This is a genomic window from Pseudomonas grandcourensis, assembly GCF_039909015.1.
GTDB lineage: Bacteria > Pseudomonadota > Gammaproteobacteria > Pseudomonadales > Pseudomonadaceae > Aquipseudomonas > Aquipseudomonas grandcourensis.
Genome location: NZ_CP150919.1, coordinates 2,384,191 through 2,409,803, shown reverse-complemented (window position 1 = coordinate 2,409,803; position 25,613 = coordinate 2,384,191). Strand labels below are relative to the sequence as shown.

Annotated in this window: 29 protein-coding genes; 18 read left to right on the top strand and 11 right to left on the bottom strand. The window is 60.1% G+C overall.

What is annotated here, in order from left to right; translation table 11 throughout:
* Positions 1–21 precede the first annotated feature (21 nt).
* Positions 22–534, top strand: coding sequence for a methylated-DNA--[protein]-cysteine S-methyltransferase (locus AABM52_RS10790; protein ID WP_347911729.1), 513 nt, complete (start codon positions 22–24; stop codon positions 532–534).
* Here AABM52_RS10790 and AABM52_RS10785 read toward each other — a convergent pair whose 3' ends face one another.
* Positions 535–1,128 (bottom strand): NUDIX domain-containing protein, encoded by a 594-nt coding sequence (locus AABM52_RS10785; RefSeq protein ID WP_347911727.1) that lies wholly within the window; start codon positions 1,126–1,128, stop codon positions 535–537.
* A gap of 168 nt (positions 1,129–1,296) precedes the next feature.
* On the opposite strand from AABM52_RS10785, the gene AABM52_RS10780 reads away from it, so the two are divergent.
* Complete coding sequence (locus tag AABM52_RS10780; protein ID WP_347911725.1) at positions 1,297–1,722, top strand: GNAT family N-acetyltransferase; 426 nt, start codon at positions 1,297–1,299, stop codon at positions 1,720–1,722.
* A 130-nt stretch (positions 1,723–1,852) separates the two neighbouring features.
* Here AABM52_RS10780 and AABM52_RS10775 read toward each other — a convergent pair whose 3' ends face one another.
* On the bottom strand, positions 1,853–2,203 hold the full coding sequence (locus AABM52_RS10775; RefSeq protein WP_347911723.1) for a hypothetical protein: 351 nt from the start codon (positions 2,201–2,203) through the stop codon (positions 1,853–1,855).
* A 147-nt stretch (positions 2,204–2,350) separates the two neighbouring features.
* Between AABM52_RS10775 and AABM52_RS10770 the strand changes: the two genes are divergently transcribed.
* From AABM52_RS10770 to AABM52_RS10730, 9 genes are all read left to right on the top strand, one after another.
* Complete coding sequence (locus AABM52_RS10770) at positions 2,351–2,599, top strand: hypothetical protein (protein ID WP_008049352.1); 249 nt, start codon at positions 2,351–2,353, stop codon at positions 2,597–2,599.
* A 20-nt stretch (positions 2,600–2,619) separates the two neighbouring features.
* Positions 2,620–2,949 carry a DUF6388 family protein gene (locus AABM52_RS10765; protein ID WP_347911722.1) on the top strand — a complete coding sequence of 110 codons (330 nt, stop codon included), beginning with the start codon at positions 2,620–2,622 and terminating at the stop codon, positions 2,947–2,949.
* A gap of 25 nt (positions 2,950–2,974) precedes the next feature.
* Positions 2,975–3,679, top strand: coding sequence for a YoaK family protein (locus AABM52_RS10760; protein ID WP_347911720.1), 705 nt, complete (start codon positions 2,975–2,977; stop codon positions 3,677–3,679).
* 97 nt (positions 3,680–3,776) lie between these two features.
* Positions 3,777–4,169, top strand: coding sequence for a sulfurtransferase complex subunit TusD (gene tusD / locus AABM52_RS10755; protein WP_347912609.1), 393 nt, complete (start codon positions 3,777–3,779; stop codon positions 4,167–4,169).
* 1 nt (position 4,170) lies between these two features.
* On the top strand, positions 4,171–4,533 hold the full coding sequence (tusC, locus tag AABM52_RS10750; protein ID WP_347911719.1) for a sulfurtransferase complex subunit TusC: 363 nt from the start codon (positions 4,171–4,173) through the stop codon (positions 4,531–4,533).
* Entirely contained in the window at positions 4,533–4,826 is a 294-nt protein-coding gene (tusB, locus tag AABM52_RS10745) for a sulfurtransferase complex subunit TusB (protein WP_347911718.1), read from the top strand. Before tusC ends, tusB begins: the two co-directional genes overlap by 1 nt.
* The gene (locus tag AABM52_RS10740; protein ID WP_347911717.1) at positions 4,823–5,158 is read left to right on the top strand and encodes a TusE/DsrC/DsvC family sulfur relay protein; all 336 of its coding nucleotides are present in this window, start codon (positions 4,823–4,825) and stop codon (positions 5,156–5,158) included. The genes tusB and AABM52_RS10740 overlap by 4 nt, the downstream gene beginning before the upstream one ends.
* Positions 5,155–6,156, top strand: a complete 1,002-nt coding sequence (locus AABM52_RS10735; RefSeq protein ID WP_347911716.1) for a glycosyl transferase family protein — start codon at positions 5,155–5,157, stop codon at positions 6,154–6,156. Before AABM52_RS10740 ends, AABM52_RS10735 begins: the two co-directional genes overlap by 4 nt.
* A 91-nt stretch (positions 6,157–6,247) precedes the next feature.
* Complete coding sequence (locus tag AABM52_RS10730; protein ID WP_347911715.1) at positions 6,248–7,249, top strand: glutathione S-transferase family protein; 1,002 nt, start codon at positions 6,248–6,250, stop codon at positions 7,247–7,249.
* A gap of 103 nt (positions 7,250–7,352) precedes the next feature.
* Here AABM52_RS10730 and cysG read toward each other — a convergent pair whose 3' ends face one another.
* The 6 genes from cysG to AABM52_RS10700 all read right to left on the bottom strand — a co-directional run bounded on the left by cysG (position 7,353) and on the right by AABM52_RS10700 (position 15,057).
* Complete coding sequence (gene cysG / locus AABM52_RS10725; protein ID WP_347911714.1) at positions 7,353–8,747, bottom strand: siroheme synthase CysG; 1,395 nt, start codon at positions 8,745–8,747, stop codon at positions 7,353–7,355.
* A complete protein-coding gene (serS, locus tag AABM52_RS10720) occupies positions 8,748–10,028 on the bottom strand; it encodes a serine--tRNA ligase (protein ID WP_347911713.1) in 1,281 nt (426 codons plus the stop codon).
* A gap of 16 nt (positions 10,029–10,044) precedes the next feature.
* On the bottom strand, positions 10,045–10,419 hold the full coding sequence (crcB, locus tag AABM52_RS10715; protein WP_347911712.1) for a fluoride efflux transporter CrcB: 375 nt from the start codon (positions 10,417–10,419) through the stop codon (positions 10,045–10,047).
* A complete protein-coding gene (locus tag AABM52_RS10710; RefSeq protein WP_095943730.1) occupies positions 10,419–11,741 on the bottom strand; it encodes a replication-associated recombination protein A in 1,323 nt (440 codons plus the stop codon). Before AABM52_RS10710 ends, crcB begins: the two co-directional genes overlap by 1 nt.
* Before the next feature lie 214 nt (positions 11,742–11,955).
* Positions 11,956–12,579 carry an outer membrane lipoprotein chaperone LolA gene (lolA, locus tag AABM52_RS10705; RefSeq protein WP_347911711.1) on the bottom strand — a complete coding sequence of 208 codons (624 nt, stop codon included), beginning with the start codon at positions 12,577–12,579 and terminating at the stop codon, positions 11,956–11,958.
* 66 nt (positions 12,580–12,645) lie between these two features.
* The gene (locus AABM52_RS10700) at positions 12,646–15,057 is read right to left on the bottom strand and encodes a DNA translocase FtsK 4TM domain-containing protein (RefSeq protein ID WP_347911710.1); all 2,412 of its coding nucleotides are present in this window, start codon (positions 15,055–15,057) and stop codon (positions 12,646–12,648) included.
* 306 nt (positions 15,058–15,363) lie between these two features.
* Here AABM52_RS10700 and trxB point away from each other — a divergent pair, with 306 nt between their 5' ends.
* The 4 genes from trxB to infA all read left to right on the top strand — a co-directional run bounded on the left by trxB (position 15,364) and on the right by infA (position 18,161).
* Positions 15,364–16,323, top strand: coding sequence for a thioredoxin-disulfide reductase (trxB, locus tag AABM52_RS10695; RefSeq protein WP_347911709.1), 960 nt, complete (start codon positions 15,364–15,366; stop codon positions 16,321–16,323).
* 62 nt (positions 16,324–16,385) lie between these two features.
* Positions 16,386–17,066 carry a leucyl/phenylalanyl-tRNA--protein transferase gene (gene aat / locus AABM52_RS10690; protein WP_347911708.1) on the top strand — a complete coding sequence of 227 codons (681 nt, stop codon included), beginning with the start codon at positions 16,386–16,388 and terminating at the stop codon, positions 17,064–17,066.
* Between the two features lie 57 nt (positions 17,067–17,123).
* Positions 17,124–17,831, top strand: coding sequence for an arginyltransferase (locus tag AABM52_RS10685; protein ID WP_347911707.1), 708 nt, complete (start codon positions 17,124–17,126; stop codon positions 17,829–17,831).
* A 111-nt stretch (positions 17,832–17,942) separates the two neighbouring features.
* Complete coding sequence (infA, locus tag AABM52_RS10680) at positions 17,943–18,161, top strand: translation initiation factor IF-1 (RefSeq protein ID WP_002553999.1); 219 nt, start codon at positions 17,943–17,945, stop codon at positions 18,159–18,161.
* A gap of 143 nt (positions 18,162–18,304) precedes the next feature.
* Here infA and clpA read toward each other — a convergent pair whose 3' ends face one another.
* Entirely contained in the window at positions 18,305–20,575 is a 2,271-nt protein-coding gene (gene clpA / locus AABM52_RS10675; protein WP_347911706.1) for an ATP-dependent Clp protease ATP-binding subunit ClpA, read from the bottom strand.
* A gap of 30 nt (positions 20,576–20,605) precedes the next feature.
* Positions 20,606–20,989, bottom strand: coding sequence for an ATP-dependent Clp protease adapter ClpS (gene clpS, locus AABM52_RS10670; protein ID WP_140680026.1), 384 nt, complete (start codon positions 20,987–20,989; stop codon positions 20,606–20,608).
* Between the two features lie 224 nt (positions 20,990–21,213).
* Between clpS and cspD the strand changes: the two genes are divergently transcribed.
* On the top strand, positions 21,214–21,480 hold the full coding sequence (gene cspD, locus AABM52_RS10665) for a cold shock domain-containing protein CspD (RefSeq protein WP_347911705.1): 267 nt from the start codon (positions 21,214–21,216) through the stop codon (positions 21,478–21,480).
* Between the two features lie 81 nt (positions 21,481–21,561).
* Here the strand turns inward: cspD and icd are convergent, their stop codons facing one another.
* Positions 21,562–22,818: an NADP-dependent isocitrate dehydrogenase gene (icd, locus tag AABM52_RS10660; protein ID WP_007972065.1), complete on the bottom strand. Its 1,257-nt coding sequence runs from the start codon at positions 22,816–22,818 to the stop codon at positions 21,562–21,564.
* Between icd and AABM52_RS10655 the strand changes: the two genes are divergently transcribed.
* Together AABM52_RS10655 and AABM52_RS10650 are read left to right on the top strand one after the other, a co-directional pair.
* Positions 22,817–22,984 (top strand): hypothetical protein, encoded by a 168-nt coding sequence (locus AABM52_RS10655; RefSeq protein WP_347911703.1) that lies wholly within the window; start codon positions 22,817–22,819, stop codon positions 22,982–22,984. The genes icd and AABM52_RS10655 overlap by 2 nt on opposite strands.
* A gap of 327 nt (positions 22,985–23,311) precedes the next feature.
* Positions 23,312–25,537, top strand: a complete 2,226-nt coding sequence (locus AABM52_RS10650; protein ID WP_347911702.1) for an NADP-dependent isocitrate dehydrogenase — start codon at positions 23,312–23,314, stop codon at positions 25,535–25,537.
* Positions 25,538–25,613: the final 76 nt, after the last annotated feature.

The window sequence follows — 25,613 nt, the reverse complement described above, 5'->3', positions numbered from 1 at the left end:
CAATTTTGCGCGAGCCCTGGCATGACCTATACCTGCATCACCGTGGCTTCACCCGTGGGCCCGTTGAAGCTGGTCGCGAACGGTTCACGACTGGCGGCCATCCTCTGGGAAAACGACAAGCCCGGCCGGGTGCGCCTGGGGCCGATGAGCGAAGCGCCGGACAATCCGATCCTGGTGCGCACGGCTGCGCAGTTACGCGAATATTTTTCCGGCACCCGCGATCGCTTCGAACTGGATCTGGATTTTGCCGGCACGCAATTCCAGAAGAAGGTCTGGGCGGCGCTGCTGACCATCCCGTTCGGCGAGACCCGCAGCTACAGCCAGATCGCCGAACAGATCGGCAACCCGGCGGCGGTCAGGGCGGTGGGTGCGGCGAATGGCAAGAACCCGATTTCGATTATCGCGCCCTGTCATCGGGTGATTGGCGCGTCGGGGAAGTTGACCGGGTTTGCCGGTGGGCTTGAGGCGAAGGAGCTGTTGCTGACGCTGGAGGGTGGGCAATGGCCCGGCACGGCACGCCTGCCAGGCTTTTGATCATGCTTGGGCGAAGAGGTTTTTCATCGCCGCATACTGCAACAGCATGATGGTCTTGGCGTCGCAGATTTCGCCGCGATAAAACGCTTCGAGCGCGTCGTCGAACGCCCACTCCAGCACTTCCAGCTCTTCGGTTTCCGCCTCCAGCCCGCCACCGTCGCTGACTTTCGACTTCGCGTCGTATTCGGCAATGAAGAAGTGCAGTTTTTCCGTCACCGAACCGGGGCTCATGTACGCCTCGAACACCTTCTGCACATGGTGCACGCGATACCCCGTCTCTTCCTCCGCTTCATCGCGGATGCGGTCTTCAGGCGCCGCGCCTTCCAGCAGTCCCGCCGCCACTTCGATCAACAGCCCGTCGTGACCGTTGACGAACACCGGCAGGCGAAATTGCCGGGTCAGTACCACGGTTTTCTTTTCGCGGTTGTACAAGAGAATCGCCGCGCCATTGCCACGGTCGTAGACCTCCCGGACCTGGCGTTGCCACTCGCCATTGTTGCGTTGGTAATCGAAGGTGATTTTCTTGAGCAGGTACCAGTCGTGGGACAACACCTGAGACTCAAGGATGTTGACCCGCTCGGCGGTATTCGACATGACAACGCGTCCTGTTATTTGTCTGAGGGTCCACATGTTAAGTGAAAACGCACAGCGCTTACCCCCCCTCTAGCAAGCTGCGCGTCGACGACGGTTCAACTTTTCCGGGGATGGAACAATCGCTGCAACCGGGATAGGCTGCGGCTTCAATGCCATAAGGATATAGCCATGAACCTGCGTATCGAACTGTCGCCAAACCCCACGGAAGAACAACGCCAGGCCATCCTCAAACCGCTGCGCGCCTACAACGGCTCGAAGGCCGAAGGTAACGTGCCTGAGCACATCGCCTTGCTGGTGCGCGACGACAACGACGAGATCCTCGGCGGCCTGCATGGCCGATTGTTTTACCAATGGCTGTACATCGACTTGCTGGTGGTGCCGGAACAGGCCCGGGGACAGGGCCTGGGTTCGAAATTGATGCAGATGGTCGAAGACCTGGCGCGGGAACGGCACTGCGTCGGACTGTGGCTCGACACCTTCGAATTCCAGGCACCGGAGTTCTACAGGAAATGCGGCTACAGCGAAATCGGGCACATTGCCGACTACCCGCCGGGCCACAAGCACTTCTTCTTCCAGAAGCGCCTGAATTACTGACTCGACACAAAACCAATGTAGGAGCGAGCCTGCTCGCGATGACGGACTGTCATTCAACATTGATGTCGACTGACCAACCGCTATCGCGAGCAGGCTCGCTCCCACAGGGGTAATGCAACAAGCCATCAGATCAGAGGCAAGTCGCCAACGCCGCCAACCGGCGCTTGGCCACGAAGTCGTCCTTCTGTGCGTAGTAGCTCAACACCGTGCCCGAGGCATCGGTGGTCACGTCGACGAAGTACTCCGCCGAACGGGTGTAAACGGTCGTGCCGCCCTTCTCCCCCGGTTGCAGATACGCAGCGGCATCAACGCCGAACACGGCCTCGTCCTGCCAGGAAAACTGCACGCACTGGGCGACGTCTTTTCCCGGTTTTTCCGAGTTCAGGGTCTTGTACGGGGCCTTGGTGCGGGCGTCGTTCATTGCCGAGCCGGCGCATCCCGCCAGCAACGTCACGGCCAGCGCCACCATCAGAATTCGCATTGCATTCACTCATCGGGAAAAAGCGGACTTTATCACCCCGGCAGCCCGTATCGTTCTGCTTTACTGCATTTATACCGCGACAGCGCGCAACGATTCGCGCACCCTGTCGCGCCAATAACGCTGCATCGCACCCTGACTGGAAACCTGATGACACCTAATGCCGAGTTCTACAAACCGAGCACTGAATATGCCGACAAGCTGATCAGCCAGATCGGTCAGACGCCGTCCTGGATTGCCAAGCGAATCGGCGTCACCGACAAGCGGATTCGTTACATCCTCGACGGCGAAAGAACCGTCAAAGGCGAAACCACGCCGATCCAGATGACCTACACCGAACAGTTTGCCCTCGAATGCCTGGCGGCAGCGGCGAAGGCCGGCAAGAAGCAATCCTCGTAATCCGTTCTCAAGGAGCGACCATGGCGGCAACCGAACTGCAGCATGAGCAAGCACTCAAGAAGTTTCTCGATGCGCGCCCCGAGTTGCGCGAAGAACTCGACCACCTCAACCCGCTGTTGGCTCAGGCCAAGGGTGAAACGGCGGCTCAGTATCGCGAGGAGCGGCTGCACGAAGCGTTTGAAGCTGAAGCCGAACGCCAGCAGTTGTTCGCCTGGGAACTGACGTTGCAGTTAACTACCGCCACACCCCAGGACTACGAAGCGCAGCGCCTGGAAGTGCATCGGGAAGTGGCGGAAATGGCCGGCATGGACTGGCTGGAATATTGCGAGTTGAATGGGATCAAACCCTAAGCACTGTTCAAGGATGCCGTCGCCGATGCTGCCCAACACCGCCAGGCCCCACGCCAGCCCCGGACACTTGCACACGCAGAAATGGCGCGGGCGCATAGGCCTGAGCCTGGTGGCCATGCTCTCGGTACTCGCCGGCATGACCGACGCCATCGGCTTCATGGCCAGCGGCGACTTCGTCTCGTTCATGAGCGGCAATACCACCCGGATGGCTGTCGCCATCAGTACTGGCGACCTTGGGTTGACCCTGCGCCTGGTGATCCTCGTCGCCACTTTCATCGTCGGCAACGCGCTGGGCATTATCGTCAGCCGGCTAGGCAGACGCCGGGCCCTGCCTTTGTTGTTGTGCATCGCCACACTGCTGTGCACCGCCGCAGCCTGGCCCTATGACGCGCAACTTCCGGCCCTGCTGGCGGCGATCATCGCAATGGGCATGCTCAACTCCGCAGTGGAAGAAGTGAACGGCCTGCCAGTAGGCCTGACTTACGTCACCGGTGCCCTTTCGCGCTTCGGCCGCGGACTGGGCCGCTGGATGCTAGGCGAGCGCCGTAGCGGCTGGCGCGTACAACTGATCCCCTGGACCGGCATGTTCGTCGGCGCGGTACTCGGTGCCGTGCTGGAACACCACCTGGGGCTCAAGGCGTTGTTTGCCAGCGGCCTGCTGGCTGCCGGGCTCGGGGTGTTGTCGCTGAAGATCCCGCGGCGCTGGCAGTTGGGGTATATGCCGCGCTGAGGCTGGTGTTGACTGTGAGGCCGCCCGGACAACATCACTTTAGCCGGCCCGCCGATAAAGCTTTATCATGGCCGCAGTTTCGCTGATCGAGTCTGTCATGAAGTTCGCCATCGCCGTATTTTCCGCCGCCCATGCGCCCTCCTCGCGCCGCGCCTTGCTGTTCGCCCAGGCCGCGCTGGCCAGCGGGCACGAGATTGTCCGGTTGTTTTTCTATCAGGACGGCGTCTACAACGCGTCCGCCAGCGTGGTCACGCCCCAGGATGAATTGGACTTGCCCAGGCAATGGCGCGCCTTTGTCAGCGACCATCAACTCGATGGCGTGGTGTGCATCGCCGCCGCGCTGCGTCGTGGCGTGTTGAATGAAGAAGAAGCCAAGCGCTATCAGCGCGAGGCGGTTGCCGTCGGTGCGCCGTGGGAATTGTCCGGCCTCGGCCAATTGCATGACGCCGCGCAGGATGCCGACCGTCTGATCTGTTTCGGAGGCGCATGACATGGCCAAATCCATATTGATCATCAGCCGCCAGTCGCCATGGTCCGGCCCTGGCGCGCGGGAAGCGCTGGATATCGTGCTGGCCGGGGGCGCCTTCGATCTGCCGATCGGCCTGTTGTTTCTCGATGACGGCGTGTTCCAGTTGGCCGCCGGTCAGAACGCCAAGGCCCTGCAACAAAAAGACCTGAGCGCCAACCTGCAAGCCCTGCCGATGTTCGGTGTCGAGGAGCTGTTTGCCTGCGGCGACAGTATCACCCAGCGCGGCCTGGACCCGAGCGGCCTGTCGCTGGAAGAAGCCCAGGTGGTGGCCGCCCACGAAATCACCGCCCTCATTGACCGTTACGACCAGGTGATCACCCTCTGATGTCGACCTTGCATGTGTTGTCTCATTCCCCGTTCGGCGACGAACGCCTGACCAGTTGCCTGCGTGTGATCGGCGCCAGCGACGGGTTGCTATTGTCCGGTGATGCGGCCTATGCGTTGCAGCCAGGCACTGCGCCGTTCATGGCGCTCAGCGCACGTGGCCTGAAACTGTTCGTGCTGACCGAAGATGCCCAGGCCCGGGCGCTTGCGGTTCCAGACTGGGCCAAAGCCATCGATTACCCGGCGTTCGTCGAACTGTCGATTCGCTACGACAAGGTCAACAGCTGGCTATGAATGCATTGACGGTCGGCGCCCGCGCCATCGAACTGGACAAGGACGGTTTCCTGGTCGAACTGAGTGACTGGTCCGCCGAGGTGGCCAGTGCCCTGGCGGCTGCCGAAGACATCGAGTTGACGCCCGAACACTGGGAAGTCCTCGAACTGCTGCGCAGTTTCTACGCCGAATTCCAGTTGTCACCGGCCACCCGCCCGTTGATCAAGTACACCGCCCTGAAACTCGGCCCGGAAAAAGGCAACAGCCTAAACCTGAACCGACTGTTCAAAGGCACTCCCGCCAAACTCGCCGCGAAACTGGCGGGCCTGCCCAAACCGACGAATTGCTTATGACCGATTACCCAGCACTGACACTCGAAACACCCGCCGAGCATCCGTTCGCCCAGTTCGTGCGGATCCTTGGCAAAGGCAAGCGCGGCGCCCGCGATTTGACCCGGGTCGAAGCCCGCGAAGCCATGGGCATGGTGCTCGATGAAAAGGTCGAGGAAACCCAGCTCGGCGCATTCCTGATGCTGTTGCGGCACAAGGAAGAAAGCGCGGAAGAAATGGCGGGCTTCACCGAAGCCTTGCGCGAACGCCTGGGTCCTCCAGCGCTGGCGGTGGATCTGGACTGGCCGACCTATGCCGGCAAGAAACGCCATCTGCCGTGGTATCTGCTGGCAGCCAAGTGCCTGGCGCAAAACGGCGTGCGGATTTTCATGCACGGCGGCGGCGCCCACACGGCCGGTCGCCTGTACAGCGAGCAACTGCTGGGCGAATTGAACATCCCGCTGTGCCGCAATTGGCAACAGGTGGGTTCGGCGCTGGATAACGGCGGCCTTGCCTTCATGCCATTGATGGACTGGGCGCCACAGCTGCAACGCATGATCGACCTGCGCAACACCCTGGGCCTGCGCTCGCCGATCCACTCCCTGGCGCGGATTCTCAATCCGCTGGGCGCCCGATGCGGCCTGCAGAGCATTTTCCACCCGGGCTATCAGGCGGTGCATCGCGATGCCAGCGGCCTGCTGGGTGACACCGCCATCGTCGTCAAAGGCGATGGCGGCGAGATCGAGATCAACCCGGACGCCGACAGCCACCTGTATGGCACCACCGGCGGCGAGAGCTGGGACGAGGAATGGCCGCAGTTGTCGGCGCAGCGTCACGTCAAACCTGCCTCGCTTGAGCCTGAACATTTGAAAGCGGTCTGGCGTGGCGATGTGGTCGACAGCTACCCGCAAATGGCCCTGATCTCGACCATGGCCCTGGCCCTGCGCGGCTTGGGACAGAGCCGTGAACAGGCCTTCGAAATCGCTGAAAAATACTGGGCTGCGCGGGATAAATCGATTTAATCGATCATTTACGCCCGATCTTTGCGCTTTTTGTTCGAACTCATCGGAATAGACTCGACTCCATCGATTATGGGTTTAGGGAGTCTTGAACATGGGTTTGTTAGTGGATGGCCGCTGGCAGGACAAGTGGTACGAAAGCAGCAAGGACGGCGCGTTCCAGCGTGAACAGGCGCAGCGTCGCAATTGGTTGACCGCTGACGGCAAGCCGGGACCGACCGGTGTCGGCGGATTTGCGGCCGAGCCCGGGCGCTATCACCTGTACGTGTCCCTGGCCTGTCCGTGGGCCCATCGCACGCTGATCCTGCGCAAACTCAAAGGCCTCGAAAAGCTGATCGACGTCTCGGTTGTCAGCTGGTTGATGCTGGAAAACGGCTGGACCTTCGACCAGACCCTCGGTTCGACCGGCGACAGGCTCGATCACTTCGACTTCATGCACCAGCGCTACACCGCCGACACCGCCGACTACACCGGCCGCGTCACCGTACCGGTGCTGTGGGACAAAAAACTGAAGCGCATCGTCAACAATGAATCATCGGAAATCATCCGCATGTTCAATGGCGCCTTCGACGATCTGACTGGTAACGACCTGGACTTCTACCCGGCGCCGCTACGCGGTGAGATCGATGCGCTGAACGAGCGGATTTATCCGGCAGTGAACAATGGCGTGTACCGCGCCGGCTTTGCCACCTCGCAACTGGCTTATGAACAAGCCTTCGATGAGGTGTTTGCCGAACTGGACCGCCTGGAGTTGCTGCTGGGCGCCAACCGCTATCTGGCTGGCGAATACCTGACCGAAGCGGACATCCGCCTGTTCACCACGCTGATTCGCTTCGATGCGGTGTACTACGGGCACTTCAAGTGCAACCTGCGGCGGATTGCCGACTATCCGAACCTGTCGAACTGGCTGCGGGAGATTTATCAGTTGCCGGGGATTGCCGAGACGGTGGACTTCAGCCACATCAAGAACCACTACTACGCTAGCCACCGCACTATCAACCCGACGGGTGTGGTACCGAAAGGCCCGGCACAGGACTTCACCGCGGCCCATGATCGGGAGCGGTTGAGCGGGAAAGGGGTTTGGAAAAAGCGTTAAAAAGCAAAAGATCGCAGCCTTCGGCAGCTCCTACAGGGTGTACACCTTACCCCTGTAGGAGCTGCCGAAGGCTGCGATCTTTTTGTAACAGCCAATGCAGTAATCAGACCTGCCCCTGAGCCCCTTCGAACCACGCCAGTTTCTCGCGCAGTTGCACCACTTCACCGACGATCACCAAGGTCGGCGCATGCACTTCATGCTCTGCCACCAGGCGTGGCAGGTCCGCCAAGGTGCCGGTAAATACCCGCTGGTTGACCGTGGTGCCCTGCTGGATCAGTGCCGCCGGGGTATCGGAGGCGCGACCATGCTTGATCAACTGTTCGCAGATGATCGGCAAGCCCACCAGGCCCATGTAGAACACCAGGGTTTGCGCCGGGGCCACCAGATCGGCCCATGGCAAATCGCTGGAGCCGTCCTTGAGGTGGCCGGTGATGAAACGCACCGACTGCGCATAATCGCGATGGGTCAGCGGAATCCCGGCATAGGCCGCGCAACCGCTGGCCGCCGTGATCCCCGGCACGACCTGGAACGGGATGCCATGGGCCGCCAGTTCTTCGATCTCCTCACCGCCGCGACCGAAGATGAACGGATCGCCGCCCTTCAATCGCACCACGCGCTTGCCTTGCTTGGCCAGGTCCACCAATTGCTGGTTGATCTGATCCTGCGGCACTGCGTGATCGGCACGGCGCTTGCCGACGTAAACCCGCTCGGCGTCGCGACGGCACAGTTCGAGAATCGCCGGAGCGACCAAACGGTCGTACAGCACCACGTCGGCTTGCTGCATCAGACGCAATGCCTTGAACGTCAACAGATCGGGATCACCTGGCCCTGCGCCCACCAGATAGACCTCACCGGTCGCCACTGGTGCTTCGCCATCGATTTTCGCCTGGAGCAAGCGCTCGGCTTCACCGCCCTGACCGGCCAGTTGCCGGTCGGCAATCGGTCCCTGGAAAACATCTTCCCAGAACGCCCGACGCTGCTGCACATCCGGAAACAGGCCTTTGACCTGATGACGGAATCGCGCCGCCAGCCCGGCCAGGTGACCGTAGGTGGAAGGAATCCAGGTTTCGATCTTGGCGCGGATCAAACGCGCCAGCACCGGCGCATCGCCGCCGCTGGACACTGCAATGATCAACGGAGAACGGTCGACGATGGCCGGGAAGATCACGCTGCACAGGGCTGGCGCGTCCACCACGTTGACTGGCACGCAACGCCGATGGGCATCGGCGGAGACTTGGGCGTTCAGCGTTTCGTCGTCGGTGGCGGCAATGATCAGCCCGCAACCGTCCAGATCCGCCTCGGCGTAGCCACGTAGCAGGCACTCGCCACCGCTGCCGGCAACCAGTTCGCGCAGTTGCGCTTCGATTTCAGGTGCAACCACCCGCAGCAGCGCACCGGCGTCGGCCAGCAGGCGGGATTTGCGCAAGGCAATCTCCCCCCCACCGACGACCAACACACGACTGCCGCGAAGGTTATGGAACAGCGGCAGATAGTTCATTTAGCCGATGACCTCGAGGCCACCCATGTACGGCTTGAGGACCTCAGGCACACGGATCGAACCGTCGGCCTGCTGATAGTTCTCCAGCACCGCCACCAGGGTACGGCCGACTGCAAGACCGGAGCCGTTCAGGGTGTGTACCAGTTCCGGCTTGCCGGTTTCCGGGTTGCGGAAACGCGCTTGCATGCGACGGGCCTGGAAGTCGCCACAGTTGGAGCACGACGAGATTTCGCGGTATTTGTCCTGGCTCGGGATCCAAACTTCCAGGTCGTAGGTCTTGACCGCGCTGAAGCCCATGTCGCCGGTGCACAGCGCCAGGGTGCGGTAAGGCAGTTCCAGCAGTTGCAGGACTTTCTCGGCGTTGGCGGTCAGGCCTTCCAGCGCTTCCATCGACTGCGACGGCTCGACGATCTGCACCATCTCGACTTTGTCGAACTGGTGCTGGCGGATCATGCCGCGGGTGTCGCGACCCGATGCGCCGGCTTCGCTGCGGAAGCACGGGGTGTGGGCGACGAACTTGATCGGCAGCAGTTTCGAGTCGACGATTTCGCCAGCGACGATGTTGGTCAGCGACACTTCGGCGGTCGGGATCAGGTACAGGTCGGCTTCGCCTTCGCGCGCGATCTTGAACAGGTCTTCTTCGAACTTCGGCAGCTGGCCAGTGCCTTGCAGCGCCGGGGCCTGGACCAGATAAGGCGTGTAGGCCTCTTCGTAGCCGTGCTCGGTGACGTGCAGGTTGATCATGAACTGCGCCAGGGCGCGGTGCAGACGGGCAATCGGGCCGCGCAGCAGGGCGAAACGGGCGCCGGACAGCTTGGCGGCGGTTTCGAAGTCCAGCCAGCCGAACTTCTCGCCCAGGGCCACGTGGTCCTGAACCGGGAAATCGAAGGCAGCCGGGGTGCCCCAGCGGCGCACTTCGACGTTGCCGTCTTCGTCTTCGCCAACCGGTACCGATTCATGCGGCAGGTTGGGGATACCCAGCAGGATCGAGTCCAGATCGGTCTGGATCGCGTCCAGTTCGACTTTACCGGCGCTCAATTCGCCTGCCATGCGCTCGACGTCCGCCATCAACGGCGCGATGTCTTCGCCGCGCTGCTTGGCCTGACCGATGGATTTGGAACGCGCATTACGTTCAGCCTGCAGTGCTTCGGTGCGGGTCTGGACGGTCTTGCGCTGTTCTTCCAGCGCTTCGATGCGCGCAACATCCAGGGTATAGCCACGGGATGCCAGGCGGTCCGCTACGTCCTGAAGGTTGCTACGTAACAGTTTGGAATCGAGCATGTCGGTTTCTCGTTTATCAAAGTTTGGTCAAGGACAGGCCGGCCCAGGTGGCAAGCAGCCCGCCGAATACGCTGAGCGCCGCATAGCCCAGGGCCAGCGGCACTTGCCCGCTTTCCAGCAGGCGCACCGTATCCAGTGAAAAGGATGAAAAAGTTGTCAGCCCCCCGAGGAAGCCAACGATCAACCCGGCGCGAATCTCAAAAGGCACCTCCGGGCGTATCAAAAACAGACCGTATAGAACGCCGATCAGCAAACAGCCCACGATATTAACGGCCAGCGTCGCGGTATAGAAGTGCCGCGGCCAATTCGCGTTGATCCAGTTGCCCGTGGCAAAGCGCAACAGAGTGCCGGCCATCCCGCCGACGGAAACCGCAACGATCAGGGGAAGCACTATTTTCTCCGCTGCCTTGGGCTTAAACGGTCGAGTTTCGCCAGGTGGTTGAGCTTTTCCCCAATCTTCAATTCCAGGCCACGGGGGACCGGTTGATAGAACGGGATCGGGTCGAGTTCTTCCGGAAAATAGTCTTCGCCCGCGGCATAGGCGTCCGGCTCATCGTGGGCATAACGGTATTCATCGCCGTAGCCCAGCTGTTTCATCAGCTTGGTCGGCGCGTTGCGCAGGTGCAGTGGCACTTCCAGCGAGCCGTGCTCGGCGGCGGCACGCAGTGCGGTCTTGAAGCCCATGTACACCGCGTTGCTCTTTGGCGCACAAGCCAGATAAGTGATGGCCTGGGCCACCGCCAGCTCGCCTTCGGGGCTGCCGAGGCGCTCCTGCACTTCCCAGGCAGCCAGGCACAGGCTCAGGGCTCGCGGGTCGGCATTGCCGATGTCTTCGCTGGCCATGCGCACCACGCGCCGGGCCAGGTACAAGGGGTCGCAACCGCCGTCGATCATCCGCGCAAACCAGTACAGCGCGCCGTCGGGGTTGGAGCCGCGCACCGATTTATGCAGCGCGGAAATCTGGTCATAGAACGCTTCGCCGCCCTTGTCGAACCGCCGACGGGTATCGCCAAGCAGGCTTTGCAGGAGTTCGGTACCGATTTCGCTGTTGTCTTCCGCCAGGTCCGAAGCGTTTTCCAGCAGGTTGAGCAGGCGCCGACCATCGCCATCGGCGGCCGACAGCAGCATCTGGAAGCCTTCGTCGCTGAGGGTCAGGTTGCGCTTGCCCAGGCCACGCTCTTCAGTCAGCGCGCGGTGCACCAGTTTGCGCAGGGCCGCTTCGTCGAGACTTTTGAGCACATAGACCCGCGCCCGGGAGAGCAAGGCGTTGTTGAGTTCGAACGAGGGGTTTTCCGTGGTCGCGCCGATGAAAATCAGCGTGCCGTCTTCGACATAGGGCAGGAACGCATCCTGCTGGGACTTGTTGAATCGATGCACTTCGTCGACGAACAGGATGGTGCGGCGACCGTACTGCGCGGCCTGCTGCTTGGCGATTTCCACCGACTGACGGATCTCCTTGACCCCGGCCAGCACCGCCGAGACCGTTTCGAAGTGCGCATCCGAGACTTCCGCGAGCAATCGCGCCAGGGTGGTTTTGCCGACCCCGGGTGGGCCCCAGAAAATCATCGAATGCAGGGCACCCTGCTCCAGCGCTTCGCGCAAGGGCTTGCCGCGAGCGAGCACGTGCTCCTGACCGACGTACTCGTCCAGATTGGCCGCACGCAGGCGGGCGGCCAAAGGCTGGGCGATGGGGGTGCTGCGAAACAGGTCCATGGCGTACGTTTAAAACCTCGGGTTATCACACAGTTTCAAGCCTGGCGAGCATCCTGTGGCGAGGGGGCTTGCCCCCGTCCGGCTGCGAAGCAGTCGTAAAAACTCTGCATTCGGTATGCCTGATACAACGCAATAGCAGGTTTTGGGGCCGCTTCGCGACCCAACGGGGGCAAGCCCCCTCGCCACACAAGCTCGCTCCCACAGGTTATGTGTCTTATTCCTGAATGACGTCGGCGCCTTTAGGGATGTCGAACTTGAACTTGGACGCAGGGATCGGTTCGTTGGCCTTCACCCCGGTGAACAGGATATTGGTGCGCTGACCGACGCTGTCGATCAATTGCATGTCATTGACCAGTCCATTGCGGAACGACAGGCGCAGGCTGTCGAACAGGGTGTCCTTGGTCTTCGGCTTGAGAGTGAAGTCGATCACGCCGCCGGCTTCCTTGGCGCTGATGTCGAAGCTCTGGCTGATCTTGGACACGTCGCCGGACAGCAGCAAGGCCGGGGTCTGGGTCAGGCGCTGGTCGAGGTTCTTGATGGTGGCCTGTTCCAGGTCCGGGTCCCACAGGGTGACTTTCTTGCCATCGGAGATCATGGTCTGTTCGGCCGGCGCATCGGTGTGCCAGTAGAACAGGCCCGGACGCTGCAGGGACATCTCGCCGGCGGTTTCCTGTAACCGGGTGCCGGTGCCATCGAGGGTCAGTTGCGAGAAGCGTGCGGTCAGGGTCTGGGATTTTTCCAGCAGTTGGGTCAGGCGTGCCACGTCCTTGTCATCGGCGTTAGCCTGGAGCGTGGTCAAGGCCAGTACCGGCAGCAACAGCATGCGGATCAGACGCATGGGAGTCCTCATAACATTCGTGGGAGTGCGGGCGGCGCCAAAGGCACCACCCTTTTCATACTCGGGTCAGTCGCGCACCGGGCCCGGGGCCAGGACTTCACGCGAACCGTTGGTGTTCATGGACGTCACGACCCCGGCCATTTCCATGGCTTCGATCATGCGCGCGGCGCGGTTGTAGCCGATCTTCAGCTTGCGCTGTACCGCGGAAATGGAGGCGCGACGGCTTTCCAGCACGAACTGCACCGCTTCGTCGTACAGCGCGTCGGCCTCTGGATCATCGCCGTCGCCGCCACCGCTGCTGCCTTCAAAGCCGCTGCCCGCCTCTTCGACGCCATTGAGAATGTCGTCGTTGTACTCCGGCGCGCCCCGCAGCTTCCAGGCTTCCACCACGCGGTGCACCTCTTCGTCGGACACGAAAGCACCGTGAACGCGAATCGGCAGGCTGGTACCCGGCGGCATGTAGAGCATGTCACCGTGGCCGAGCAGTTGTTCTGCGCCACCCTGGTCGATGATGGTCCGGGAGTCGATCTTGCTCGATACCTGAAACGCCATGCGGGTCGGGATGTTGGCCTTGATCAGACCGGTGATCACGTCCACCGAAGGACGCTGGGTCGCCAGGATCAAATGGATACCGGCCGCACGCGCCTTTTGCGCGATACGGGCGATCAGTTCTTCAACTTTCTTGCCGACGATCATCATCATGTCGGCGAATTCGTCGACCACCACCACAATGGTCGGCAGCTTGCTCAGCAGCGGCGCTTCGTCGTGGATGCTTTCGCGCTTGTACAGCGGATCGCTCAACGGCTCGCCGGCGTCCTGGGCTTCCTTGACCTTGGCGTTGAAGCCCGACAGGTTTCGCACACCCATCTTGGCCATCAGCTTGTAGCGCCGCTCCATCTCGGCAACGCTCCAGCGCAGGGCGTTGGCGGCGTCCTTCATGTCAGTGACCACCGGGCACAGCAGGTGCGGAATGCCTTCGTAGATCGACAGTTCAAGCATTTTCGGGTCGATCATGATCAGCTTGGCGTCTTCCGGGCCGGACTTGAACAGGATCGACAGGATCATCGCGTTCACACCTACCGACTTACCGGAACCGGTGGTACCGGCCACCAGCAGATGCGGCATCTTCGCCAGGTCAGTGATGACCGGCTTGCCACCGATGTCGTGGCCCAGGGCCAGGGTGACCGGCGACTTGAAGTTGTCGTACTCGGGGGTCGACAGCACCTCGGAGAAGCGCACGATCTGCCGGTCTTCGTTGGGAATCTCGATACCGACCGTGGTCTTGCCCGGAATCACTTCCACCACGCGCACACTGGTCACGGCCAGGGAACGCGCGAGGTCTTTGGCCAGGTTGGAAATACGGCTGACCTTGACCCCGGCCGCCGGCTGGATCTCGTAACGGGTAATCACCGGGCCCGGGTGAATCGAATCCACCGTGACTTCGACGCCGAATTCCTTGAGCTTGATTTCCAGCAAGTGGCCAACCGCAGCCAGGGATTCAGGCGAGTAATTGAGCTGTTTCTTTTCCGCCGGGTCGAGAATCGAAATCGGCGGCAAGGTACCTTCCACGGCACTGTCGACGAACAGCGGCGCCTGCTTCTCTTTTTCGACGCGCTTGCTCGGTGCGGCGGGCTTTGGCGGCGCGGGCGCAATCACCGGCGGCACCTGCTTCTCGCGCTCGGACATGTGCTTGCTCAGGGCTTGCTCACGCTCGATCAGACGTTCCTTGACCTTGGCCTGCTCGCGCTTGTCGGTGACGCTCGGCGCGACCACTTCATCCATACGATCATCGACTTCACGCAACTGGGCCACCAGCTGTTTGCGCTCGGTACGGGCCGCCCACCAGCGATTGGCGGCGCCCTGGAACAGTTCGAACAGGTCGAGGGTGATCTTGCCGGTGATGTCCATCACCTTGAACCACGACAAGTCGGTAAACACGGTCAGGCCGAACAGGAACAAGGCAATGAACAACAGCGTGCTGCCCTGGATATTCAGGGCGTTCCTGGCCAGTTCACCGAGGCTTTCCCCCAGCGCACCGCCCGCACCGGCCGGCAGACCGGTGGCAGCATGGAAATGGATATGGGCCAGCGCGGCACCCGACAGCACCAGGAACACCAGGCCGATCAGGCGCCAGGAGAACAGCCAGCCGCTCCACTGCCACGGTTCGTGGCGCTGGCGGAAGATCTGGTACGCCTTGATGGCCAGTAGCAGCGGGAAGATGTAGGCGAAGTAACCCAGCACCATGAACAGGATATCGGCGCTGTAGGAGCCCGCCGGGCCGCCGAAGTTCTGAACATCGTCGATCTTGCTGTTATGACTCCAGCCCGGATCATCCTTGCCATAGGTCAACAAGGCCATCATCAGGAACAGGCACAAGGCACCGATGGCGATCAGCGCACCTTCCTTGAGTCGGTAGTGCAAGTGCTGGCGCCAGAGCGGTACGACGGCTGGTTTAGGTGCTGCGGTGGATTTCTTCAAAACGCTTCTTTTCCTGCGCCTATGGCGCGTCCATCTGGTGAATGTCTATAAAAACTGCGAAAAAACTGCCCAATCCAGGCAGGTAAAAAAGTTAACACGCGTTACCGGGACTACTTTTAACACTGCGCCCCGGTTTTTATAAACATGGCGCGCACTGAATATATGTAACACGCAGGGCATTGTACGGGTTTGTACGCACGACGCCATGCTTGAGACCCTTGGGTGTAGCATAGTCAACAGCAAATGACATGCTGTTCAATTTGAGCATGCATTCTCTTTGGTGACAAAGGCTTATGAGGTGTTTTTATGAGCGAAGCGAAGCATTCACGCCTGATTATCCTGGGTTCCGGCCCCGCCGGTTACAGCGCGGCCGTTTATGCCGCCCGCGCCAACCTCAAGCCCGTTGTCATTACCGGCATCCAGGCCGGTGGCCAGCTCACCACCACCGTCGAAGTGGATAACTGGCCAGGCGACGTCGAAGGCCTGACCGGACCGGTGCTGATGGATCGCATGCAAAAACACGCCGAACGCTTTGCCACCGAGATCGTTTACGACCACATCCACACCGCCAAGTTGCAACAACGGCCGTTCGAGCTGATTGGCGATGGCGGCACCTATACCTGCGACGCCTTGATCATTGCCACCGGCGCCAGCGCACAATACCTGGGACTGCCGTCGGAGGAAGCGTTCGCCGGCAAAGGGGTGTCGGCGTGCGCAACCTGTGATGGATTTTTCTATCGCAATCAGGTAGTTGCGGTGGTCGGCGGCGGCAACACGGCGGTCGAGGAAGCCTTGTACCTGTCGAACATCGCCAAGGAAGTCCACCTGGTCCATCGGCGCGACAAGCTGCGCTCGGAGAAGATCCTCCAGGACAAACTCTTCGAAAAAGCTGCCAACGGCAACGTCCGCCTGCACTGGAACCAGAACCTGGACGAAGTGCTCGGCGATGCCAGCGGCGTGACCGGCGCGCGCCTGCGGGACAGCCACACCGGCGAAACCAAGGAACTGCCGCTGGCCGGGGTGTTTATTGCCATCGGCCATAAACCCAACACCGACCTGTTCACGGGCCAACTGGAAATGCGCGACGGGTATTTGCTGGTCAAGGGTGGCAGCGAAGGCGATGCCACCGCTACGGCGATTGCAGGTGTGTTTGCCGCCGGTGACGTGGCCGACCACGTTTATCGTCAGGCCGTTACGTCTGCCGGGGCCGGTTGCATGGCGGCGCTGGACGCTGAAAAATACCTGGACGACATTCCAACCGTTTGAAGGCAAACTTTATGGCGGGCCAAAGCCCGCCACTGCCCTCCCCTTCTGCAAGCCCGGATGCCATGCTGACTTGGTTACAACGCAACACCTTGCATTTCCCACCGCTGGAAAAAGCCATGCGCGACCCCAACGGGCTTCTGGCTGCCGGTGGTGACCTGTCCGCTGATCGGCTGATCTCCGCTTATCGCCACGGCTGCTTCCCATGGTTTTCCGAAGGCCAGCCGATCCTCTGGTGGTCGCCAGACCCGCGTACCGTGCTGTTTCCCGACGAATTGCACGTCTCACGCAGCCTGAACAAACTGCTGCGCCAGCAACGCTACCAAGTGACCTTTGACCAGGACTTCGCCGCCGTCATCCGCGCCTGTGCGGCCCCTCGGGAATACGCTGACGGCACGTGGATTACCGAGGCCATGCAGGACGCCTACATCGAATTGCACAGGCGTGGACACGCGCACTCGGTGGAAGTCTGGGACGGGGACGAACTCGTCGGTGGATTGTATGGCCTGGCAATGGGCCAGCTGTTTTTCGGCGAGTCCATGTTCAGCCTCGCTGACAACGCCTCGAAATTCGGCTTTGCCACACTGGTGCGCCATCTGAAAGACTCAGGCTTCGTGCTGATCGATTGCCAGATGCCCACCGATCACCTGCATAGCCTGGGTGCCCGGGCGATTCCTCGCCGCGAATTTGCGAGCTATCTGGCCAGGCATCTGGACCAACCCAACACCGCCTCCTGGGTTTGCTGAGCGACATTTGCGCGCTTGGCTTACACTTATTCAAAAGCATTATCCCGAGGGTTGATCATGACCGAGTTGGCGCGTTTGAAGTTCTATGCCACTCAGCCGCACTCTTGCAGTTATCTGCCCGAGGAGCAGGCCACAACCCTGTTCCTCGACCCTAGTCAGCCCATGGATGTGCATGTCTATGCAGACCTGTCGGAGATGGGGTTTCGTCGCAGTGGCGATCATCTCTATCGGCCGCATTGCCAGAATTGCAATGCGTGCGTTCCAGCGCGCATTCCCGTGGGACAGTTCACCCCCAACCGGCAACAGAAACGCATCTTCAAGCGCAACGTGGATTTGCAGGTGCGTCCGGCCAGGCCCGGCTTCAACGAAGAGTACTTCGACCTTTACCAGCGCTATATCGAACAGCGTCACGCCGATGGCGACATGTACCCGCCGAGTCGCGATCAGTTCTCGACATTCCTGGTGCGGGACCTGCCGTTTTCAAGGTTTTATGAATTTCGCCTGAACGGCCGGCTGCTGGCCGTCGCCGTCACCGATTTACTGCCGAACGGTCTTTCGGCGGTCTACACCTTCTACGAACCGGCCGAAGAGCGCCGCAGCCTTGGGCGCTACGCAATCCTCTGGCAAATCGCCGAGGCCAGGCGGCTGGAGCTGGATGCGGTCTACCTCGGCTACTGGATCAAAAACTGCAAAAAAATGAACTACAAGACTCAATATCGCCCTATTGAGTTGCTGATTAATCAGCGCTGGGTGGTTCTAAACTAGAGCCGGCCCTAAACCCCTTGGCTTAAACCCCACTTTTCGGGCACAATGCACGCCGCTTTTGCCTGGCGCAGTTGCACCGGGCCATTCATTGGACACCGAGGGCTTTACTGCATGTCGAAAGAAGACAGCTTCGAAATGGAAGGCACTGTCGTCGACACCCTGCCCAACACCATGTTTCGTGTGGAGTTGGAAAATGGGCACGTCGTAACCGCGCACATCTCCGGCAAGATGCGCAAGAACTACATCCGTATTCTTACCGGCGACAAAGTGCGCGTAGAGCTGACTCCCTATGACTTGAGCAAAGGGCGCATCACTTACCGCGCCCGTTAATCAAGTCAATACAAGACGCCCGGCTTATGCCGGGCGTTTTTGTTTGCCTGCGATTTGATGGATCCCCTCCTACAGGGGATCGCGGTGATTTGATAGACAACAAAAAGGCGCCTCTCGACGCCTTTTTGTTTTGCTTCTGAACGTCAGGCCATCTCGGCCGTGGTCTCGAACTCGAAGGTCAGCTCGCCGTCCTTGATGTCGATGTGTACCACACCGCCATGCTCGGCCAGTTCGCCAAAGAGTATCTCCTCCGCCAGCGGACGCTTGATCTTGTCCTGGATCAGGCGAGCCATCGGGCGAGCACCCATCGCCGCGTCGTAGCCACCTTCGGCCAGCCAGTTGCGGGCTGCATCGGTGACTTCCAGCAACACACGCTTGTCTTCCAGCTGCGCCTGAAGCTCGGTAAGGAACTTGTCCACCACGCTCTTGATGACCTCATGGCTGAGGCGACCAAACTGGATGATGGTGTCCAGACGGTTGCGGAATTCCGGCGTGAAGCTCTTCTTGATCACTTCCATCGCATCGGACGAGTGATCCTGATAGGTGAAACCGATCGAAGCGCGGGCTGCGGTCTCGGCACCGGCGTTGGTCGTCATGATGACGATCACGTTACGGAAATCCGCCTTGCGCCCGTTGTTATCGGTCAGCGTACCGTGGTCCATGACCTGCAGCAGCAGGTTGAAGACTTCCGGATGCGCCTTCTCGATCTCATCGAGCAACAGCACGCAGTGTGGCTGCTTGGTGATGGCTTCGGTCAGCAGACCACCCTGATCGAACCCGACATAGCCTGGAGGCGCACCGATCAGACGCGATACGGTGTGGCGCTCCATGTACTCGGACATGTCGAAACGAAGCAGCTCGACACCCAAGGCCTTGGCCAACTGACGCGCCGCTTCGGTTTTACCGACACCGGTAGGCCCCGCAAACAGGAACGAACCGACAGGCTTGTCAGGGGACTTGAGGCCGGCACGGGACAGCTTGATCGCCGTTGCCAGCGAGTCGATCGCGGCATCCTGACCAAACACGGTCAACTTCAGGTCACGCTCGAGGTTACGCAGCAATTCCTTGTCGGAGCTGGTGACGTGTTTTGGCGGAATCCGCGCGATTTTCGCGACGATGTCCTCGACCTGAGGCACTTCGATGCGCTTCACACGCTTCTCGATCGGTTGCAGGCGCTGGTAGGCACCCGCCTCGTCGATAACGTCGATGGCCTTGTCCGGCATGTGACGGTCATTGATGTAACGCGAAGCCAGTTCGGCGGCCGCACGCAGGGCTTCATCACTGTATTCGATATTGTGATGGCTTTCGAAACGCCCCTTCAGGCCGCGCAGAATGCCGATGGTGTCTTCCACCGAAGGCTCCGACACATCGACCTTCTGGAAGCGCCGAGCCAAGGCTCGGTCCTTCTCGAAGATGCCGCGGAATTCCTGGAAGGTGGTCGAACCGATGCAACGGATATCACCGGACGACAGCAACGGCTTGAGCAGGTTCGAGGCATCCATGACGCCACCGGACGCGGCACCCGCACCAATGATGGTGTGGATCTCGTCGATGAACAGGATCGCCTGCGGACGCTTTTTCAGTTCATTGAGCAACGCCTTGAAGCGCTTCTCGAAATCGCCACGGTATTTGGTACCGGCCAGCAAGGCACCCAGGTCGAGGGAGTAAACCACGCTGTTGGCCAACAGGTCCGGCACCTGGTTGTCGACAATGCGCTTGGCCAGGCCTTCGGCAATCGCGGTTTTACCCACGCCCGCCTCGCCCACCAGCAGCGGATTGTTTTTGCGGCGACGCGCCAGGATCTGCGCAACGCGCTCGACTTCCAGCTCACGCCCCACCAGCGGATCGATCCGACCCTGGCGCGCGAGTTCGTTGAGGTTGCTGGCATAAGCATCCAGGGGATTGCCTGAGGAAGAAGACTCACCGCCCTCGTCGTCCTGCATATCTTGTTCACCTTCAGAGTGATCGCCATGCCCCGGCACCTTGGAAATGCCATGGGCGATGTAGTTGACGACATCTATACGGGCAACGCTCTGCTGTTTCAGCAGGAACACCGCCTGACTCTCTTGCTCACTGAAGATCGCGACCAGCACGTTGGCGCCAGTCACTTCGCGTTTGCCCGAGCTCTGTACGTGAAACACAGCACGTTGCAGTACACGCTGGAAGCCCAGGGTTGGCTGGGTTTCGCGATCCTCGTCATGCACGGGGATCAATGGCGTGGTGGAGTCGATGAACTCCTGCAGGTCATGCTTGAGTTTGTCGAGGTTTGCGCCGCACGCACGCAGAACGGTGGCGGCAGCCTCATTGTCCAATAGGGCCAGCAGGAGGTGTTCGACGGTCATGAACTCATGACGCTTCGAACGAGCTTCCTTGAAGGCAAGATTGAGGGTGACTTCGAGCTCGCGGTTTAACATAGCTTCACCTCATACCCAAGTGGTCGGCGATTAACCGTCCTTCTCGATTTCACAGAGTAGCGGATGCTGGCTTTCCCTGGCGTACTGGTTGACCTGCATGGCCTTGGTCTCAGCGATGTCGCGGGTAAACACTCCACATACTGCCCGTCCTTCTGTATGGACGGCCAGCATGACCTTGGTCGCCAGCTCGCGATTCAGGTTAAAAAACACCTCGAGCACTTCGACGACGAAATCCATCGGTGTGTAGTCATCATTGAACAAAACCACCTTGTACATCGGCGGCGCCTGTAGTGCCGGCTTTGCCTCCTGAACAGCAATGCCTGCGGAATCGTCCTCGTGTGCCCCCGGGTGATCTTTTTGGAGAGCCGGGCGATCCTGATTGAATGTTAGTCGAATCTGGCTGATTGCATGCATGGAAAGAAAGGTTCGTCAGTTGTTCAAATACAGTGGTGGGGGCGGCTATCAGCGATTTCAACTCCGACTGCCTGGTCAGCTTGACTATCGGCAAAACGGTGTTACAACCAATAGAGCCCACAGTGGGTAAAAAAGGTCCGCGGAGTCAATCTTATTTACAGATTCGACTGCGGATGTACTGGATGATACTCCAGTGATGGAGTCTGTTGCAGAGGGAGTTGGGTATGTCAGGCGGCAAGGTCAGCGGCAAGGTCAAATGGTTCAACAATGCCAAGGGTTACGGTTTCATCATTGAGGACGGCAAGACAGAAGATCTGTTTGCCCACTACTCCGCCATCCAGATGGAAGGTTATAAAACCCTGAAGGCCGGACAGGCTGTCGCATTCGACATCATCCAGGGCCCCAAAGGCCTGCACGCGGTCAACATCGACAACCCGGTGGACGCTTCGAAAACGACGGCATCCGCCCCGCAACAGACCGTTACGGTATAAGTCCACACCGTCATCCCGCCATAAAAAAACCGCCTGACTCAACTTCTTGAATCAGGCGGTTTTTTGTTTGCCTGCGTTTTCTTACATGTGCGAGATCAGCGCATCGCCGAAGCCGGAAGACGACACCAGTTTGGCGCCCTCCATCAGGCGTTCGAAGTCATAGGTCACGGTCTTGGCGGAAATTGCGCCGTTGGTGCCCTTGATGATCAGGTCGGCCGCTTCGGTCCAGCCCATGTGGCGCAGCATCATTTCAGCGGAGAGGATCAGCGAACCCGGGTTGACCTGGTCCTTGCCGGCGTACTTCGGCGCAGTACCGTGGGTGGCTTCGAACATGGCCACGGTGTCGGACAGGTTGGCTCCCGGTGCGATACCGATACCGCCCACTTCCGCCGCCAGGGCGTCGGAGAGGTAGTCGCCGTTCAGGTTCAGGGTCGCGATCACATCGTACTCGGCCGGGCGCAGCAGGATCTGCTGGAGCATGGCGTCGGCGATGGCATCCTTGACGATGACGTTCTTGCCGGTTTTCGGGTTTTTGAACTGCATCCACGGACCGCCGTCGAGCAGGGTCGCGCCGAACTCTTCAGCCGCCACTTCGTAGGCCCATTCCTTGAAGGCACCTTCGGTGAACTTCATGATGTTGCCTTTGTGCACGATGGTCAGCGAATCGCGATCGTTGTCGACCACATATTGCAGGGCCTTGCGTGCCAGACGCTTGGTGCCCTGCAGGGACACCGGCTTGACGCCGATACCGCAGTTCTCGTCGAAACGGATCTTGGTGACGCCCATTTCTTCTTTCAGGAACTTGATGACCTTGGTGGCTTCCGGCGTACCGGCCTTCCACTCGATGCCCGCGTAGATGTCTTCGGAGTTCTCGCGGAAGATGGTCATGTCAACATCGCCTGGCTTCTTGACCGGGCTGGGCACGCCTTCGAACCAGCGCACCGGGCGCAGGCAGACGTACAGGTCGAGTTGCTGACGCAGGGCCACGTTCAGGGAACGGATGCCGCCACCGACCGGGGTGGTCAGCGGGCCCTTGATGGAAACCACGTAATCCTTGACCGCGTCCAGGGTTTCCTGAGGCAGCCAGGTGTCCTGATCGTAAACCTGAGTCGCTTTCTCCCCGGCGTACACTTCCATCCAGGAAATCTTGCGCTCGCCACCGTAAGCCTTCTTAACAGCAGCATCGACAACCTTGATCATGACCGGGCTGATGTCGACGCCAATGCCGTCGCCTTCGATGAAGGGGATGATCGGGTTATTAGGAACATTGAGAGAATGGTCTGCATTGACGGTGATTTTGTCGCCGACGGCTGGAACCTGAATCTTCTTGTAACCCATGCTGAACTCCATTGATTGGATTGAACATCTGGCTTGGTTCGAGCGTAACCCAGTTGAATCGGCGCGCAAACCCTATGTTCTATCCATATGCCGCAAAGCCATACAACTGGCGCGCTACAAGCCTGAAAGCAAAGGGAAAAGCGCCAAAACCAAGCACGACGAATGACCTTACGCCCTGCTCGCCCCTGCGACCTTTAGACCAATGGACGACATTCGTTGCATATGAACCATCGGCAGATTGCCAGCTACCTATGTATAATGCCGCCGCTGACTAAAGGGTCACGTCAGGTTGAACAGCTCTACGACGAGCATTTCCGCCAGTTAAGCCGGTCTATTACCGCAGCCCGGCTACTTGACACCCTACTGATGCACCCAACATCACAGCAACGAAACCTCGATATTCGGCTCATGGATGACTTTGAACGAACGCGCTTACCCGGCGCCCTCGAGTTTCTGCGCACGCTTTAGCAAAGAAGAGAGAGTTAATCCGAATATGCCCACCCGCTCGAAGATCATCTATACCTTCACCGACGAAGCTCCTGCCCTCGCCACCTATTCACTGTTGCCTATCGTAGAGGCGTTCACCGCCTCGGCTGATATCGCCGTTGAAACCCGCGATATCTCTCTTGCAGGGCGCATCCTGGCCAGCTTCCCCGAGCAACTGGGTGACAAAGCCGTAGCCGACCACCTCGCCGAACTGGGCGCCCTGGCCGTTACGCCTGAAGCCAATATCATCAAATTGCCGAACATCAGCGCCTCGGTTCCGCAACTGCAAGCCGCGATCAAAGAGCTGCAAGCTCAAGGCTACGCACTGCCGGACTACCCTGAGACCGTTACCAGCGACGCCGACAAAGTAGCCAAGGCGCGTTACGACAAGATCAAGGGCAGTGCCGTGAACCCGGTTCTGCGCGAAGGCAACTCCGACCGCCGCGCGCCGCTGTCGGTCAAGAACTACGCACGCAAGCACCCGCACAAAATGGGCGCCTGGGCCAAGGACTCCAAGTCCCACATCGCGCACATGAGCACCGGCGATTTCTACGGCAGCGAAAAAGCCGCCCTGATCGACGCCGCTGACGCCGTGAAAATCGAACTGATCGCTCAAGACGGCACCGCCACCGTCCTGAAAGAAAAGACCAGCGTACAAGCCGGTGAGATCCTCGATTGCGCGGTACTGAGCAAAAACGCCCTGCGCAGCTTCATCGCGGCCGAAATCGAAGACGCCAAGGCACAAGGCGTGCTGCTGTCGGTTCACTTGAAAGCCACCATGATGAAGGTCTCCGACCCGATCATGTTCGGCCAGATCGTTGCCGAGTTCTATAAAGACGCACTGGCCAAGCACGCTGACGTGCTGGCACAGATCGGTTTCAACCTGAACAACGGCATCGGCGACCTGTACGCTCGCATCAAGGCTTTGCCTGCTGAGCAGCAAGCGCAGATCGAAGCTGACATCCAGGCGGTCTACGCCGTTCGCCCTTCCCTGGCGATGGTCAACTCCGACAAAGGCATCACCAACCTGCACGTGCCGAGCGACGTGATCGTCGACGCCTCGATGCCGGCAATGATCCGTGACTCCGGCAAGATGTGGGGCACCGACGGCCAGTTGCACGACACCAAGGCCGTGATCCCGGATCGCTGCTACGCCACCATCTACCAGGCTGTGATCGAAGATTGCAAAGCCAACGGTGCGTTCGATCCGACCACCATGGGCAGCGTGCCGAACGTTGGCCTGATGGCGAAGAAAGCCGAAGAGTACGGCTCCCACGACAAGACCTTCCAGATCAAGGCTGACGGCGTTGTTCGCGTCACCGACAGCAAGGGCAACCTGCTGATGGAACAGGCTGTCGAGGCCGGTGACATCTTCCGCATGTGCCAGACCAAAGACGCGCCGATCCAGGACTGGGTCAAACTGGCCGTCAACCGTGCTCGCGCAAGCGCGACCCCGGCGATCTTCTGGCTGGACCCGATGCGCGCCCACGACGGCGTAGTGATCGAGAAAGTTCAGGCTTACCTGAAGGATCACGACACTGCCGACCTGGACATCCAGATCATGGCACCGGTCGACGCGATGAAGTACACCCTGCAGCGCACCCGCGATGGCAAGGACACCATTTCGGTGACCGGCAACGTACTGCGCGACTACCTGACCGACCTGTTCCCGATCATGGAACTGGGCACCAGCGCCAAGATGCTGTCGATCGTGCCGCTGATGAACGGTGGCGGCCTGTTCGAAACCGGCGCTGGCGGTTCGGCTCCGAAGCACGTTCAGCAACTGCTGGAAGAAAACTTCCTGCGCTGGGATTCGCTGGGTGAATTCCTGGCCCTGGCCGCGTCCCTGGAACACCTGGGCGTGACCTACAACAATCCGAAGGCGCTGGTTCTGGCCAAGACCCTGGACCAGGCCACTGGCCAGTTCCTGGACAACAACAAGTCGCCATCGCGCAAAGTCGGCAACATCGACAACCGCGGCAGCCACTTCTACCTGGCGCTGTACTGGGCCCAGGCCCTGGCTGCCCAGACCGAAGACGCCGCACTGCAAGCGCAGTTCGCGACCCTGGCCAAGACCCTGACCGAGAACGAGGCGACCATCGTTGCCGAGCTCAACGCCGTTCAGGGCAAGCCAGTGGACATCGGCGGTTACTACCACGCCGACGCCGAGCTGATCAGCAAGGCCATGCGCCCAAGCGCAACCTTCAACGCGGCAGTTGCTGCGCTGGTTTAAGGTTGCAAGGGAACATCACAAACCCCGGCCCCGTGCCGGGGTTTGTGTTTTCAGAATTCACACAAATCCATTGTAG